At 60.0% G+C, this 14,726-nt stretch carries 12 protein-coding genes; 8 read left to right on the top strand and 4 right to left on the bottom strand.

All coding sequences use genetic code 11. The features are described 5' to 3' along the window. Positions 1–13: 13 nt before the first annotated feature. The 4 genes from EA797_RS15380 to EA797_RS15365 all read right to left on the bottom strand — a co-directional run bounded on the left by EA797_RS15380 (position 14) and on the right by EA797_RS15365 (position 5,742). Positions 14–1,957: an acetyl/propionyl/methylcrotonyl-CoA carboxylase subunit alpha gene (locus tag EA797_RS15380; protein WP_122166737.1), complete on the bottom strand. Its 1,944-nt coding sequence runs from the start codon at positions 1,955–1,957 to the stop codon at positions 14–16. Next, positions 1,954–2,757, bottom strand: coding sequence for a gamma-carboxygeranoyl-CoA hydratase (locus tag EA797_RS15375; protein ID WP_122166736.1), 804 nt, complete (start codon positions 2,755–2,757; stop codon positions 1,954–1,956). Before EA797_RS15375 ends, EA797_RS15380 begins: the two co-directional genes overlap by 4 nt. Positions 2,758–2,869: 112 nt before the next feature. After that, positions 2,870–4,477: a carboxyl transferase domain-containing protein gene (locus EA797_RS15370; protein WP_122166734.1), complete on the bottom strand. Its 1,608-nt coding sequence runs from the start codon at positions 4,475–4,477 to the stop codon at positions 2,870–2,872. 101 nt (positions 4,478–4,578) lie between these two features. Continuing rightward, a complete protein-coding gene (locus tag EA797_RS15365; protein WP_122166732.1) occupies positions 4,579–5,742 on the bottom strand; it encodes an isovaleryl-CoA dehydrogenase in 1,164 nt (387 codons plus the stop codon). Positions 5,743–5,994: 252 nt separating this feature from the next. Between EA797_RS15365 and EA797_RS15360 the strand changes: the two genes are divergently transcribed. The 8 genes from EA797_RS15360 to EA797_RS15325 all read left to right on the top strand — a co-directional run bounded on the left by EA797_RS15360 (position 5,995) and on the right by EA797_RS15325 (position 14,693). After that, the gene (locus EA797_RS15360) at positions 5,995–7,674 is read left to right on the top strand and encodes an AMP-binding protein (RefSeq protein ID WP_122166730.1); all 1,680 of its coding nucleotides are present in this window, start codon (positions 5,995–5,997) and stop codon (positions 7,672–7,674) included. Positions 7,675–7,712: 38 nt separating this feature from the next. Then, positions 7,713–8,306, top strand: coding sequence for a peroxidase-related enzyme (locus EA797_RS15355; protein ID WP_122166728.1), 594 nt, complete (start codon positions 7,713–7,715; stop codon positions 8,304–8,306). A gap of 104 nt (positions 8,307–8,410) precedes the next feature. Next, a complete protein-coding gene (locus EA797_RS15350; protein WP_122166726.1) occupies positions 8,411–9,679 on the top strand; it encodes an OprD family porin in 1,269 nt (422 codons plus the stop codon). A gap of 239 nt (positions 9,680–9,918) precedes the next feature. After that, a complete protein-coding gene (locus tag EA797_RS15345) occupies positions 9,919–10,692 on the top strand; it encodes an ABC transporter ATP-binding protein (protein WP_122166724.1) in 774 nt (257 codons plus the stop codon). Next, positions 10,689–11,405 (top strand): ABC transporter ATP-binding protein, encoded by a 717-nt coding sequence (locus EA797_RS15340; RefSeq protein WP_122166722.1) that lies wholly within the window; start codon positions 10,689–10,691, stop codon positions 11,403–11,405. The genes EA797_RS15345 and EA797_RS15340 overlap by 4 nt, the downstream gene beginning before the upstream one ends. A 90-nt stretch (positions 11,406–11,495) precedes the next feature. Next, positions 11,496–12,713, top strand: a complete 1,218-nt coding sequence (locus EA797_RS15335; RefSeq protein ID WP_122166720.1) for an ABC transporter substrate-binding protein — start codon at positions 11,496–11,498, stop codon at positions 12,711–12,713. A gap of 70 nt (positions 12,714–12,783) precedes the next feature. After that, a complete protein-coding gene (locus EA797_RS15330; protein WP_122166718.1) occupies positions 12,784–13,671 on the top strand; it encodes a branched-chain amino acid ABC transporter permease in 888 nt (295 codons plus the stop codon). A 2-nt stretch (positions 13,672–13,673) separates the two neighbouring features. Then, positions 13,674–14,693 (top strand): branched-chain amino acid ABC transporter permease, encoded by a 1,020-nt coding sequence (locus tag EA797_RS15325; RefSeq protein ID WP_122166716.1) that lies wholly within the window; start codon positions 13,674–13,676, stop codon positions 14,691–14,693. The last annotated feature ends 33 nt before the right edge of the window (positions 14,694–14,726 follow it).

Raw genomic sequence — 14,726 nt, 5'->3', positions numbered from 1 at the left:
GCCGTAAACGTCATCACTCAAGCTCTACCAGCGTTGCACCCTCGCTGATCATCTCGCCTTCTGCGCAATACACCGCTTTGACCACGCCGGCCTCAGCTGCGCGAATGCTGTGTTCCATCTTCATCGCTTCCAGCACGATCAGCGTAGCGCCAGCTTCGACGTTTTGGCCGGGCTCGACCAACACGCGAACGATGCTTCCGTTCATGGGTGCCGTCAGGCCGCCGTGGTGCTGGTGGCTCGCTTCGACTTCGGCGATGGGGTCGAACGCCGTTATGGCCTGCAGCTCGCCATCCCATTCCAGATACAGCGTCTTGCCCTGGCGTATGGCTTTCGGCTGGCGTGAGGCTTTTGCTTGTGTAGACGTGAGGCCGCTGGCGGCCGAGGAGCTCGGCTTGCTTTCTTCTGAGTTTGCCGCCACCCGAACCAGACGGCTCTCACCGTTGCATTGCAGGTGTACGCCGATCCGCCCTGGCAGGCCGAACCTCAAGCCATCACGATTGGCCCAGGGCGAGTGAGCATCGTCACCGCGAACCTTTGGCGGTTCGGTCTGCACGTAGAGCTTGCCCGCCAATTGCCAGAAGTCATCAGCCAGCTCGCCGGGTTTGCGCATCAGCTCCGTTTCATGGCGCGGAATGAAACCGGTGTCGAGTTCCGCCGCTGCGAAGGCGCGGTGACCTATCACGCGACGCAGGAAAGCAAGATTGGTGCGCACGCCGCCAACGCAGGTTTCATCGAGCATGGCCAGCAGGCGAAGGCGCGCTTCCTCTCGGTCTTCACCCCAGGCGATCAGCTTTCCGAGCATCGGGTCGTAGAACGGTGAGACTGTATCGCCTTCCGCTACGCCACTATCGACCCGACGGCCCGGCCCTGAAGCCGATTCCCGGTACAGATCGAGCGTACCGGTGGCAGGCAGAAAGTCGTTGTCCGGATCTTCGGCATACAGCCGCACTTCGATGGCATGCCCGGTGAGCGGCACCTGCTCCTGGGTCATCGGCAGCTGTTCGCCACGGGCAACGCGGATCTGCCAGGCGACCAGGTCCAGGCCGGTGATGGCTTCGGTGACGGGATGCTCGACCTGCAGGCGGGTGTTCATTTCCATGAAAAAGAACTCGCCGCGGGCATCGAGCAGAAACTCGACAGTGCCCGCGCCGACATAGCCGATGGCTTGCGCAGCCTTGACGGCGGCTGCGCCCATGGCGCGGCGCAGCTCGGGGGAGAGGCCGGGCGCGGGGGCTTCTTCGACCACTTTTTGATGGCGCCGCTGGATCGAACAGTCGCGCTCGTTGAGGTACAGGCAGTTGCCATGCTGGTCGGCGAATACCTGAATCTCCACATGGCGAGGTTTGAGCACGTACTTTTCGACCAGCATGCGCGAGTCGCCGAACGATGATTGCGCTTCGCGCTGGGCCGATTGCAGCGCCTCTGCCAGATCCGCTTCGCGCTCGACGACTTTCATGCCTTTGCCACCACCACCTGCAGTGGCTTTGAGCAGTACCGGATAGCCGATCTTTTCAGCAGCCGTACGGAAGGTCTCCACGTCCTGTGCTTCGCCGTGATAGCCGGGCACCAGGGGCACGCCTGCTTTTTCCATCAGCACCTTGGCGGCAGATTTGCTGCCCATGGCGTCGATGGCCGAGGCGGGCGGGCCGAGAAAGATCAGGCCGGCGTCTTCGATAGCGCGAGCGAAATCGGCGTTCTCGGAAAGGAAGCCGTAGCCAGGGTGAATGGCTTGAGCGCCGCTGGCTTTGGCCGCGGCGATCAGTTTGTCGATCATGAGGTAGCTTTCGGCGGGTTTTGCGCCGCCCAGATCGATGCGGATATCCGCTTCTCGGGCATGGCGCGCGTCACGGTCGATACCGCTGTGCACGGCAACGGTGGTAAGGCCCATTGCCTTGGCGGTGCGCATCACGCGGCAGGCGATCTCACCGCGGTTGGCGACCAGGAGGGTGGTTATCATTGTTGTGGCTCCTGCGTCCAAGTCGGTTTGCGTTTTTCCAGGAAGGCGTTGAGCCCTTCCTGTCCTTCGGGGCTGACCCGAATGCGAGCGATGGCGTTTTCGGTGTAGCGGCGCAGCGCCGGGCTTAGCGACATGCTGCCGGCTTCGCGCATCAGATCCTTGCTGGCCCGCATGGCCTGCGGGCTGTTGAGCAGCAGATTGTCGATCCAGCCATCCAGGCTGGCGTCCAGTTCTGCGGCGTCGTAGCTTTCCGAAAGCAAGCCAAGCTCGCGAGCGCGTTCGCCGCTGAAACGTTCGCCGGTCATGGAGTAGCGGCGGGTAGCGCGCTCGCCAATGGCCTTTACCACGAACGGGCTGATCACCGCAGGGGCGAGGCCGATGCGCACCTCGGACAGCGAAAGCTGTGCATCAGCAGCGCCGATGGCCATGTCGCAACACGCAATCAGCCCCACCGCGCCGCCGAACGCAGCGCCTTGCACCACGGCCAATGTGGGCAGTTTCAAGTGGTAGAGGCTGTACATCAGCTCGGCCAGTTCGCGGGCATCGGTGAGATTGGCTTCGAAATCGAGCTTGGCCGAATGCTGCATCCATGCGAGGTCGGCCCCTGCTGAGAAGTGCTTTCCGCGACCGCGCAGCAGCATGAAACGCAGGCTTTTGTCCGACTGCACATGGTCGATCGCGAGCACAAGTTCGCGGATCATCTCGGCGTTGAAGGCGTTGTTCTTTTCCGGACGGTTGAGCCAGAGTGTGGCGAAACCGCGGGAGTCCACTTCCAGTTGTACGGTTTTGAAGTCGTTCATGCTGCTTTCCTGTAGGAGCGAGGTCGCTCGCGATCTGCGGTGCTGAAGTGCGCTGTCTGAAAAGGGGATACCTCTCGCCTGGCTACTCTCACTCCGCTTGGCACGGCGCTGCTTACATCCGGAACACGCCGAAGCGGGTCGGCTCGATCGGGGCGTTGAGACTGGCCGAGATTGCCAGGCCCAGCAGATCGCGTGTCTGCGCCGGATCAATGACGCCGTCGTCCCACAGCCTGGCGCTGGAATAGTAGGGATGCCCCTGACGCTCGTACTGTTCAAGGATCGGCTGCTTGAGCTGGGCTTCGTCCTCATCGGAAAAGCTTTGCCCGCCGCGCTCGGCCTGCTCGCGTTTGACCTGCACCAGCACACCGGCGGCTTGCTCCCCACCCATCACGCCGATACGCGCATTCGGCCACATCCACAGGAAGCGCGGGTCGTAGGCGCGCCCGCACATGCCGTAGTTGCCGGCGCCAAAGCTGCCGCCGATGACCACAGTGAACTTCGGCACCTGGGCGCAGGCGACCGCGGTGACGAGCTTGGCCCCGTGCTTGGCGATGCCGCCTGTTTCGTATTTCTGACCGACCATGAAGCCTGTGATGTTCTGCAAAAACAGCAGTGGAATGCCGCGCTGGCAGGCCAGCTCGATGAAGTGCGCGCCTTTCTGAGCAGCCTCGGCGAACAGGATGCCGTTGTTCGCCAGGATCGCGATGGGGTAGCCATGCAGGGTGGCGAAGCCGCAAACCAGCGTGTTGCCGAACAGCGCCTTGAATTCATCGAACTCGCTGCCGTCCACCAACCGAGCGATGACTTCGCGTACATCATAGGGCTGCTTGGATTGCGCAGGGATCACGCCATATAGCTCATCCGCCTCATACAACGGCGCCCGCGGTTGACGGGCTTCTATCTGGCCGAGTTTTTTCCAGTTGAGGTTGGCGACGCAGCGCCGTGCGATGGCGAGCGCGTGCTCGTCGTTCTCGGCGTAGTGGTCGGCCACTCCGGAAATCTTGCAATGCACGTCGGCACCGCCGAGATCCTCCGCCGTGACCACTTCGCCGGTGGCAGCCTTGACCAGCGGCGGGCCAGCCAGAAAGATCGTTGCCTGGTTGCGCACCATGATGGTTTCGTCAGCCATGGCCGGTACGTAAGCACCGCCCGCCGTGCAGGAACCCATCACCACGGCGAGCTGCGGAATGCCCATGGCACTCATGTTGGCCTGGTTGAAGAAGATGCGGCCGAAGTGTTCCCGGTCCGGAAAGACCTCGTCCTGGCGCGGCAGGTTGGCACCGCCCGAATCCACGAGATAAATACAGGGCAGGCGGTTCTGCTGGGCAATGGTTTGCGCGCGCAGGTGCTTTTTCACCGAAAGCGGGTAATAGCTGCCGCCTTTCACTGTGGCGTCGTTGGCGATGATCATGCATTCGACGCCTTCGACCCGACCGATGCCGGCTACCACCCCCGCAGCGGCGACGTCTTCGCCGTACACCTCGTAAGCCGCCAAGGGCGCGACTTCGAGAAAGGCTGAACCGGGGTCGAGGAGGGCGTTGATGCGGTCGCGCACGAGCAATTTGCCACGCGATACATGGCGCTGCTGCGCTTTCTCTCCGCCGCCTTCGCTGACGCGGCCGAGCAGGGCGCGCAGGTTCTGCAGCTGCTCCACCATAGCTTCACGATTGGCGGCGAATTCTGGGGAGCGGATGTTGATTTGCGTATTCAGGATAGCCATGCGGCCCACTCCGAACTGGATGCCTTTAGTAGGAGCCAGCTTGCTGGCGATGATCTTTGGAGACTTGATCGCCAGCGAGCTGCCTCCTACGGTTCGGCGGATTATTTGGTTTCGTTGAACAGCTCGCGGCCGATCAGCATCCGGCGGATCTCGCTAGTGCCTGCACCGATCTCATAAAGCTTGGCGTCACGCAGCAGGCGGCCGGTGGGGAATTCGTTGATGTAGCCGTTGCCGCCGAGAATCTGGATCGCCTGCAAGGCCATCTGCGTAGCCGCTTCGGCGGTGTAAAGAATCACGCCGGCGGCGTCCTTGCGGGTAGTCTCGCCGCGGTCGCAGGCTTGGGCCACGGTGTAGAGATAGGCGCGGCTGGCGTTGAGTTGGGTGTACATGTCCGCCACTTTGCCCTGGATGAACTGAAATTCACCGATGCTCTGGCCGAACTGCTTGCGGTCGTGGATGTAGGGCACCACCACGTCCAGGCAGGCTTGCATGATGCCGACCGGACCGCCTGCAAGCACCACGCGTTCGTAGTCCAGGCCGCTCATCAAGACTTTCACGCCGCCGTTTTCCACGCCCAGCACGTTTTCTTCCGGTACTTCGACGTCATCGAAGAACAGCTCACAGGTGTTGGAGCCGCGCATGCCGAGCTTGTCGAACTTGTTGCCGCGCGAGAAACCCTCCCAGTCGCGCTCGACGATAAACGCAGTAATGCCGTGGGCGCCCTTGTCGAGGTCGGTCTTGGCATAGATCACGTAGGTGTTTGCATCCGGGCCGTTGGTGATCCAGGTCTTGCTGCCGTTGAGCACGAAGCGGTCGCCCTTGCGATCGGCGCGCAGCTTCATCGAAACCACATCAGAGCCAGCATTCGGCTCACTCATCGCAAGGGCGCCAACGTGCTCGCCGGAAACCAGCTTGGGCAAGTATCTGGCCTTCTGTTCGGGCGTCCCGTTGCGATTGATCTGGTTCACGCACAGGTTGGAATGCGCGCCGTATGAAAGGCCCACCGAGGCCGAGCCACGGCTGATTTCCTCTATGGCGATGACATGCGCCAAGTACCCCATGCCAGCGCCACCGTATTCCTCGTCTATGGTGATACCGAGCAGGCCCATGTCGCCGAACTTGCGCCACATGTCGCTGGGGAAGAGGTTGTCACGGTCGATGGCTTCGGCGCGGGGCGCCACTTCGTCGGCTACGAAACCGCGCACCTGATCGCGGAGCATGTCGACGGTTTCGCCGAGAGCGAAGTTGAGGCCGGAATAGTTCATGTGCCACCTGTTTGTCTTGTAGTTGTTCTGGTTCGACTGCTGCAGGAGGAAAAACGCAGGATTTCCTTTGCGGTTCAGCCTGTTGTCTGTGGCATCCCGACACCTGACCCTGCTGGTCTTTCCGTAGCTGGGTGCGGTGGGTTGTCACGCTGTTACCTTTACGTTAACGTAACCACGTCCGGAATGACTGTCAACAGCGGAAAGCCCCGGATAGCAAGGCCTCATAACAAACATAAGACTGAGGAATTCGACATGAGTCTTCCGAGCTACACCTGCGGACCGCAGACCAACCCCCTGTTGCCGATGACAATTGGCGCAGCGTTCGACCGGGCGGTCGAGCGGTACTCCGACCGCGAGGCCTTGGTCGTGCGTCATCAGAATCTGCGTTATTCCTGGGCGCAACTGGCCGAGCAGGTGGACCGCTGTGCCCGAGGCTTGCTTGCGCTGGGTCTTCAGCCGGGCGAGCGGGTAGGCATCTGGTCCCCGAACAATGCACAGTGGTGCATCACCCAGTTCGCAACCGCCAAGATCGGTGTGGTGCTGGTGAACATCAACCCGGCCTATCGCGTCAATGAACTTGAATATGCGCTCAAGCAGTCTGGCTGCCGCTGGTTGATCTGTGCCGACGCTTTCAAGACGTCCGACTACCACGCCATGCTGCATGAGCTATTGCCCGAGCTGGAGCGCTCCGCAGTCGGCGCTCTGCAGAGTCACATGCTGCCGGAGCTGCGCGGAGTGATCAGCCTATGCGACCAGCCTGTGGATGGCATGTTGTTGTGGAAAGGCCTGATGGAGATGGCGGAGCGTGTTGGCCCGGAACAGCTTCGTCAGTGCGGCGAGCAACTGCAGTTCGACGATCCGATCAATATCCAGTACACCTCGGGCACCACGGGGTTTCCCAAGGGCGCCACGCTCAGCCACTACAACATCCTCAACAACGGCTACATGGTCGGCGAGAGCCTCAAGCTCACCGAACATGATCGCCTGGTCATCCCCGTTCCGCTGTATCACTGCTTCGGCATGGTCATGGGCAACCTGGGCTGCGTGACCCACGGCACTACGATGATCTATCCAAGCGCTGCTTTCGAACCGTTGGCGGCGTTGCAGGCAGCCGCAGAAGAGAAGGCAACCGGCATGTATGGTGTGCCAACCATGTTCATCGCCATGCTCGACCACCCGGAGCGCCAGTCACTGGATCTGAGCAACCTGCGCACCGGGATCATGGCCGGCTCCACATGCCCGATCGAGGTAATGAAGCGGGTGATCGACGACATGCACCTCGCCGAAATGCAGATCGCCTATGGCATGACCGAGACCAGTCCGGTCTCAACCCAGACCGGCCCGGACGATGATCTCGAGCGCCGTGTCACCAGCGTCGGCCGCACCCAGCCGCACCTGGAAAGCAAGGTCGTGGACGAGCACAACCGCATCGTGCCGCGTGGACAGATCGGTGAACTCTGCACCCGTGGCTACAGCGTAATGCTCGGCTACTGGAACAATCCGGAAGCCACCGCAGGCGCCATCGACGGCGCGCGCTGGATGCACACTGGCGACCTGGCGATCATGGATGACGAGGGCTACCTGAAGATCGTCGGGCGCAACAAGGACATGATCATTCGCGGCGGCGAGAACGTGTACCCGCGTGAGGTGGAAGAGTTCCTGTTCACTCACCCTGCAGTTGCGGACGTGCAGGTCATTGGCGTACCGGACAAAACATACGGCGAGGAGATCGTCGCGTGGGTCAAGCTCCACCCTGGCCATGAGGCGAGCGAAGACGAACTGCGTGCGTTCTGCAAAGGTCGCATCGCTCATTTCAAGACGCCGAAGCACATCAAGTTCGTGGATGACTTCCCCATGACCATCAGCGGCAAAGTGCAGAAATTCAAAATGCGCGAAGTGAGCGTGGCCGAGCTTGGGCTTGCTGATCACTAAGGGCGGTAGAGCGTGAGTTGTTTCATGAGGAGCACAGCATGAGCCAAGCCATAAGCCGTTTCCCTCTGGTCACTAATATGGAGCAACTGCCCACCGATGTGCGTGAGCGCATCCTTGCCGTGCAGGAAAAAGCCGGCTTCGTGCCAAACGTTTTCCTTATGTTGGCTCATAGGCCAGATGAATTTCGCGCGTTTTTTGCTTATCACGATGCTTTGATGGAGCGCGAATCGGACAGCCTGACCAAGGCCGAGAAAGAAATGATCGTCGTTGCGGTGAGTGCCGATCATGGTTGCCTGTACTGCGTGGTGGCCCATGGGGCGATTCTGAGAATCCTGGCCAAGGACCCGATGATCGCCGATCAGATAGCAGTCAATTACCGGACTGCTCTGATTAGCGAGCGTCAGCAGCTGATGATTGACTTCGCGTTGCATCTGGCCTCGCACCGTGGCGTGCTGGATGACGGGTGGCAGGCGCAACTGGAGAAAGTAGGCTTCACTCTGAGCGACGTGTGGGATATCGGCGCGATTGCCGCGCTGTTCGGGCTCTCCAATCGCCTGGTGTCGATGGCACGCACGCCGCCCAACGCTGAGTTTTATTTGCTGGGCCGTGTGCCCAGAGCTACCGCTAGCTGATCGGTAGCGACGAATTTACCGCCTTATAGCGGTAAAAATGAGACCCGGCAGGAGCGAGGTCGGGTCCAGCTGCACCAACCAAGACAATAACAAGAGAGATAACTATGCAACTGAAACCCCTGAGCCGTTTCTTCATTCTCAGCAGCCTGGCGGCCACAGCCCTAGGTACCTCTTCGATGGCATCAGCCGCGTTTCTCGACGACAGCAAAGCAAGCGTCGAAGCGCGCAATTTCTATATGAGTCGTGATTTCCGCCAAAGCGGAGCTGCCCAGTCCAAGGCGGAGGAGTGGGCCCAGGGCTTCATTCTGAAGATGGAGTCTGGCTATACCGAAGGGCCGATCGGTTTCGGTCTCGATGCCATTGGACTGCTCGGCGTCAAACTCGATTCCAGTCCTGATCGCACCGGCACCGGACTACTGCCTCGCGATCGGGAGGCGCCAAACAAAGCACATGATGACTATGGCACTGCCGGTGTGACTGCCAAGGCGAAGGTCTCCAACACGACGCTGCACGTCGGGACACTGCAGCCCATCATTCCAGTATTGATGCGCAACGACAGCCGCTTGCTACCTAACGTGTACCGTGGCGCCTGGCTGCAGAGTAAGGAAGTCGAAGGGCTCACCTTCGATCTGGGTATGCTCGATCGTACAAGTTACCGGGACTCCTCGAACTATGAGGAGATGGCTGTCTTCAACGGCGGCGCGCGAAATATCGTGTTGGGCAATACTACCACCAGTGATGAATTCGTCTTTGCGGGTGGTCGTTACCAATTCATGCCCGAGCTGACTGGAAGTTATTACTACGGCGGGCTGGACGGCATTTACAAGCAGCACAACCTCAATCTGGTTCATGTCATGCCGCTAGGCGACAACCAGAGCTTCAAGACGGACTTACGCTACGTCCGTTCCACCGATGATGGCGGCAGCAACGTTGATAACAACGCGTTCGGTGCGCTGTTCACCTACCGTATCGGCGGTCACGGTTTCACTGGCGGCTACCAGAAGATGAGCGGCGACACCGGTTACGCCTATGTTGGCGGTGGCGATAACACCCTGATCAACCTGCTGCAGATCAACGACTTCGGCAACGAAGACGAGAAATCCTGGCAGGTCCGCTACGACTACGATTTCGCGGCGATGGGCATTCCGGGACTGAGCCTGATGACCCGTTATGTATCGGGCGATAACGTCAGTCTCAACGCTGGCGGCGAAGGCAAAGAGTGGGAACGCGACACAGACCTGGCTTACGTGATTCAGGATGGCCCGCTGAAGAACCTCGGCGTGAAAGTGCGTAACGCGACTGTCCGCAGCAATTTCGGCGCCGACATCGATGAGACTCGTCTGATCGTGAGCTATACATTGGCGCTCTGGTAACCGCAGGGCGCAACACCGCAATACCTCCTCGTTGATCCTTTTACCGGGCCCTCTGCGGCCCGGTTTTTTAGGCTACCGTCTAGGGTGTCCTGGCCCCACGTACGGGCCGCTCCGGCATCAATCGCGCGTTTGAATTTGAAGCTTGCCTCCAGCTGGAAACGATTGTTATCGTTTACGTAAAGGTCACCCAGCGACCTGCGCCATAACCAACAACAATAATCAGGGTTAGAGGGCATCCCATGGCACCAGAGTTTGTGCTGGAAACGCGTGGTTTGACGAAGGAATTCCGTGGATTCACAGCGGTTGATTCAGTCGATCTTCGCGTCGAGAAGGGACACATCCATGCACTGATCGGCCCTAACGGCGCCGGTAAGACCACCGTCTTCAATCTCCTCACCAAATTCCTGACCCCAACACGCGGCGAAATCATCTATCGCGGTAAGCCCATTACTGCCATGAAGGCGAACGAAATCGCCCGGCTCGGTCTGGTGCGTTCGTTCCAGATCTCGGCTGTTTTCGGTCATATGAGCGTGTTGGAAAACGTGCGAGTCGCACTGCAACAGAAACTCGGTAATTCCTTCCACTTCTGGAAGTCCGAACGCACGTTGCGCGAGTTGGACGAGCGGGCGATGCAGCTACTGGCCGACGTCGACCTCGAGACTTTCGCCCAGACCCTGGCCATCGAACTGCCTTACGGCCGCAAGCGCGCCCTGGAGCTGGCCACCACGCTCGCACTGGACCCCGTGGTGTTGCTGCTCGATGAGCCAACGCAGGGCATGGGCGGCGAAGACGTCGATATGGTCGTCGCGCTGGTGCGCCGGGCAGCGGTGAATCGCACGGTGCTGATGGTCGAACACAATCTCAGCGTGGTCAGCCGGCTCTGCGACCGTATTACCGTTCTCGCCCGCGGCGCGGTTCTGGCCGAAGGTGATTACGAATCCGTCTCGGCAAACCCGGAAGTGCGAGAAGCCTATATGGGCAGCGAAGCCGACGCAGAGGAGGCGCACGTATGACGCCCATGGCTGATCGCGACCAGTTGAGGGTCGATGACCTGCATGCCTTCTATGGCGAGTCCCACATTCTGCATGGTGTCGACCTGGTAGTCGGACGGGGCGAACTTGTAACGTTACTCGGCCGAAATGGTTCCGGCCGCAGTACTACATTGCGCGCAATCATGAACATGGTAGGCCGCCGCACCGGCTCCATTGTCGTCAACGGCAACGAAACCATGGGCATGCCGGCGCACCTTATTCCAAGACTTGGGGTGGGCTATTGCCCCGAGGAGCGCGGCGTGTTCGCCAGCCTCAACGTCGAGGAAAACCTGCTACTGCCGCCGACGGTGCGCAGTGGTGGCATGGGCCTGGATGAGCTCTACGAGATGTTTCCCAACCTGTATGAGCGCCGTTTCAGCCAGGGCACGCGCTTGTCCGGGGGGGAGCAGCAGATGCTAGCGATGGCGCGGATTCTGCGCACTGGCGCAAACCTGCTGCTGCTCGATGAAATCACCGAAGGCCTCGCACCGGTAATCGTGCAGAAGCTGGGCGAGGTGCTGATAAAGCTAAAAAAGCGCGGCCTGACCATCGTCCTGGTGGAGCAGAACTTCCGCTTTGCCGCACCGCTGGCCGACCGTCATTACGTGATGGAGCACGGGCAGATCATCGAAGAAATAAGCGCCGCTGAACTCGATTCGAAAAAGGAGTTTTTGAATAGCTGTCTGGGGGTCTGACCACTCTCGCAATGCATGCCAGCCGGTCCGCAGTGCTCGCCGGTTCGTTCATCAACCAAAGCAAAACAACAAAAACAATAGTGGGTGAATATGAAAAATCTCAAGAAAACCGCAGCCGCCGCACTCGTAGCAAGCATGATCGCCGGCACGGCGCAGGCCGAAATCAGCAACGACGAAATCCGCATTGGCTACCTGGCAGATATGTCCGGTACTTACCGTGATCTGTCCGGACCAGGCGGTCTGGAGGCGCTGAAGATGGCCATCGAAGATTTCGGCGGCACCGTTGATGGAAAGAAGATCGTCACTTTCAATGCCGATGACCTTAACAAACCGGACGTCGGCGCAAACACCGTGCGCCAGTGGATCGACGAGCGAAATGTAGACATGGTGACTGGCCTGGTTGCCAGCTCCGTGGTGCTGGCTGCGGCCAAGGTGGTGGAGCAGGGCGATAAGCTGGCGCTGATCTCGGGCGCGGCTGCTTCCAGCATCACTAACGAGTTCTGCTCTCCCAATCATATTCACTGGACGTACGACACCTTCGCCTTGGCCAACGGTACGGCCAATGCCGTGCTGAAGGATGGCGGTAAAAGCTGGTTCATCCTTACCGCCGACTACGCCTTCGGTCATGCGATGGAAGCTGACATCAAGAAAGTCGTCGAAGAGGAGGGCGGCAGCGTGGTCGGGACGGTCCGCCATCCATTCCCGAGCAGCGATTTCTCTTCCTACATCCTCCAGGCTCAGGGTTCCGGGGCGGATGTCGTGGCGCTGGCGAACGCCGGGGCGGACACCGTCAACTCGCTCAAGACCGCCAGTGAGTTCGGTGTCACACAGTCCGGTCAACGTCTCGCCGGCATGGTGGTCTTCCTCAACGACATCCACGCCATGGGCCTGGAAGTGACCCAGGGGCTGATGCTGACTACCGGCTGGTATTGGGACATGAATGACGAGACCCGAGCTTGGGCCAAGCGATACTCGGAGCGCGTCGGCAGCATGCCAACCATGGTGCAGGCCGGTATCTATTCGGCTACCACTCACTACCTGAATGCGGTGAAGGCAACCGGCAGCGACGAGACCAAAACCGTGCGCGCGCATATGGCCAAGACGCCAGTCGATGACATGTTCGCCAAGAACGGGACCATCCGCGAGGACGGTCGCATGGTTCATGACATGTATCTGGTGCAGGTCAAGACGCCCGCCGAGTCGAAAGGGGAGTGGGACCTTTACAAGGTGGTGAGCACCATCCCTGGTGACGAGGCCTTCCGTCCGATGGCCGACAGCCAATGCAAAAAGATGGCGCCGAAGGGCTGATCGACCTGATCCCACGCCTCAGCCCGGCCGACATGGCCGGGCGTTCCGGAATTCCTTTGGGTAGTGAATCATGACTCTCGTTTTCGGCGTTCCCCTGAGCGTTCTGTTCGGACAGCTGCTGCTCGGACTGATCAATGGGTCGTTCTATGCGCTGTTGAGCCTAGGCCTGGCGATCATTTTCGGGCTGCTACGGATCATCAACTTCGCGCATGGCGCGCAATACATGCTTGGCGCTTTCGCCGCCTACCTCGGGTTGAATTACCTGGGCATCAATTATTGGGCAGCGCTGCTTCTGGCTCCGCTGCTGGTCGGCTTGCTGGGGATGGGCATCGAGCGTGGCCTGCTGCGGCGTATTGCCGGTGAAGATCATCTCTATGGTTTGCTGCTTACCTTCGGCCTCGCGCTGATCGTCGAGGGCAGTTTCGTCAAACTGTTCGGCGTTTCAGGTTCGTCCTATCCGATGCCCGAGATGCTCAAAGGTGGTCACAACCTCGGTTTCATGTTCATGCCGACATACCGTGGCTGGGTCATCGTTGCGGCGCTATCGGTGTGCTTCGTCACCTGGTACATGATCGAGCGGACCCGGCTGGGTTCGTACCTGCGGGCCGGTACGGAGAATCCGAAACTGATGCAGGCGTTCGGCATCAACGTTCCGCTGCTGATCACGCTGACCTATGGCTACGGCGTTGCGCTTGCCGCCTTTGCCGGTGTGCTTGCTGCACCCATCTACGCGGTAACGCCGGGTATGGGCTCCAACCTGCTGATCGTCGTGTTCGCCGTCGTGGTGATTGGCGGCATGGGGTCGATCATGGGAGCGATCGTCACCGGCCTGGCCATGGGGCTGATCGAAGGGCTGACCAAGGTGTTCTATCCCGAGGCAGCAAACACGGTGATCTTCCTGATCATGGTTCTGGTCCTGCTTGTGCGTCCTGCAGGCCTGTTCGGCAAGGAGGCATGAACATGTCGACTCAACAAAACGTTCAAACGTCTCCTGTGCAAGCAGCCACGGTACGAGCCAATGCCGAGCGCGAGCGTCGTCGTGCCGCCCGGCGGCGCATGTACATCTTCTACGGCGTGTTGCTGGCCGTGGCGATGGTGGCGCCGATGATGGTCTACCCCGTCTTTCTGATGAAGCTGCTGTGCTTTGCGCTGTTTGCCTGCGCCTTCAATCTGCTGTTGGGCTATGCGGGATTGTTGTCGTTCGGGCACGCGGCATTCTTCGCCTGCGGCGGCTATATAACCGGCTACATGCTCAGCACTTACAGCGGACTGAGTACGGAGCTCGGAATACTGGCCGGAACAGTGGCCTCCACTGTGCTGGGCGCTGTCTTCGGGCTGTTGGCGATTCGCAGGCAGGGCATCTATTTCGCGATGATTACCCTGGCCCTGGCGCAGATGATCTTCTTCGTGTTCGTTCAGGCGCCCTTCACTGGTGGTGAAAACGGTATGCAGGGTGTACCTCGTGGTCACCTGTTCGGGCTTATCGACATGAAGAACAACATGTCGCTCTATTACTTCGTACTTGCCGTGTTCGTGATTGGCTTCGCGATCATCCAGCGGACTATCCATTCACCGTATGGCCAGGTGCTCAAGGCCATTCGCGAGAACGAGCCGCGAGCGATTTCGCTGGGCTACAACGTGGATGCGCACAAGCTGCTGGCGTTCGTGATCTCCGCTGCGCTGACAGGCCTTGCCGGCTCGACCAAGACGGTGGTGTTCCAGCTGGCGTCGTTGACCGACGCACACTGGCATATGTCCGGCGAGGTGATTCTGATGACGCTGTTGGGTGGGGTGGGCACCATCCTCGGGCCGATCGTAGGGGCAACGGTGGTGGTTACGCTGCAGAGCTCGCTGTCCAACGGGCCGTTGGGCGAATGGGTACACGTGATCCTCGGGGTGATCTTCGTGCTCTGCGTGCTCTTGTTCCGATCGGGGATCGTTGGATGGGTGGAGCGGCTGATCAAACGCAATTTCAAGTGACAGGTGCCAAAACCTGCGGGGGGGGGTTCTGAC

This window comes from Stutzerimonas zhaodongensis (genome assembly GCF_003696365.1).
GTDB lineage: Bacteria > Pseudomonadota > Gammaproteobacteria > Pseudomonadales > Pseudomonadaceae > Stutzerimonas > Stutzerimonas zhaodongensis.
The sequence above is the reverse complement of the archived record's forward strand: the minus strand, read 5'-3'. Positions and strand labels throughout refer to the sequence as shown.

What these genes read in the sequence shown, in the direction of transcription:
- EA797_RS15380 (WP_122166737.1), bottom strand. Translation starts at nt 1,957, where the DNA reads ATGATAACCACCCTCCTGGTCGCCAACCGCGGTGAGATCGCCTGCCGC.
- EA797_RS15375 (WP_122166736.1), bottom strand. Translation starts at nt 2,757, where the DNA reads ATGAACGACTTCAAAACCGTACAACTGGAAGTGGACTCCCGCGGTTTC.
- EA797_RS15370 (WP_122166734.1), bottom strand. Translation starts at nt 4,477, where the DNA reads ATGGCTATCCTGAATACGCAAATCAACATCCGCTCCCCAGAATTCGCC.
- EA797_RS15365 (WP_122166732.1), bottom strand. Translation starts at nt 5,742, where the DNA reads ATGAACTATTCCGGCCTCAACTTCGCTCTCGGCGAAACCGTCGACATG.
- EA797_RS15360 (WP_122166730.1), top strand. Translation starts at nt 5,995, where the DNA reads ATGAGTCTTCCGAGCTACACCTGCGGACCGCAGACCAACCCCCTGTTG.
- EA797_RS15355 (WP_122166728.1), top strand. Translation starts at nt 7,713, where the DNA reads ATGAGCCAAGCCATAAGCCGTTTCCCTCTGGTCACTAATATGGAGCAA.
- EA797_RS15350 (WP_122166726.1), top strand. Translation starts at nt 8,411, where the DNA reads ATGCAACTGAAACCCCTGAGCCGTTTCTTCATTCTCAGCAGCCTGGCG.
- EA797_RS15345 (WP_122166724.1), top strand. Translation starts at nt 9,919, where the DNA reads ATGGCACCAGAGTTTGTGCTGGAAACGCGTGGTTTGACGAAGGAATTC.
- EA797_RS15340 (WP_122166722.1), top strand. Translation starts at nt 10,689, where the DNA reads ATGACGCCCATGGCTGATCGCGACCAGTTGAGGGTCGATGACCTGCAT.
- EA797_RS15335 (WP_122166720.1), top strand. Translation starts at nt 11,496, where the DNA reads ATGAAAAATCTCAAGAAAACCGCAGCCGCCGCACTCGTAGCAAGCATG.
- EA797_RS15330 (WP_122166718.1), top strand. Translation starts at nt 12,784, where the DNA reads ATGACTCTCGTTTTCGGCGTTCCCCTGAGCGTTCTGTTCGGACAGCTG.
- EA797_RS15325 (WP_122166716.1), top strand. Translation starts at nt 13,674, where the DNA reads ATGTCGACTCAACAAAACGTTCAAACGTCTCCTGTGCAAGCAGCCACG.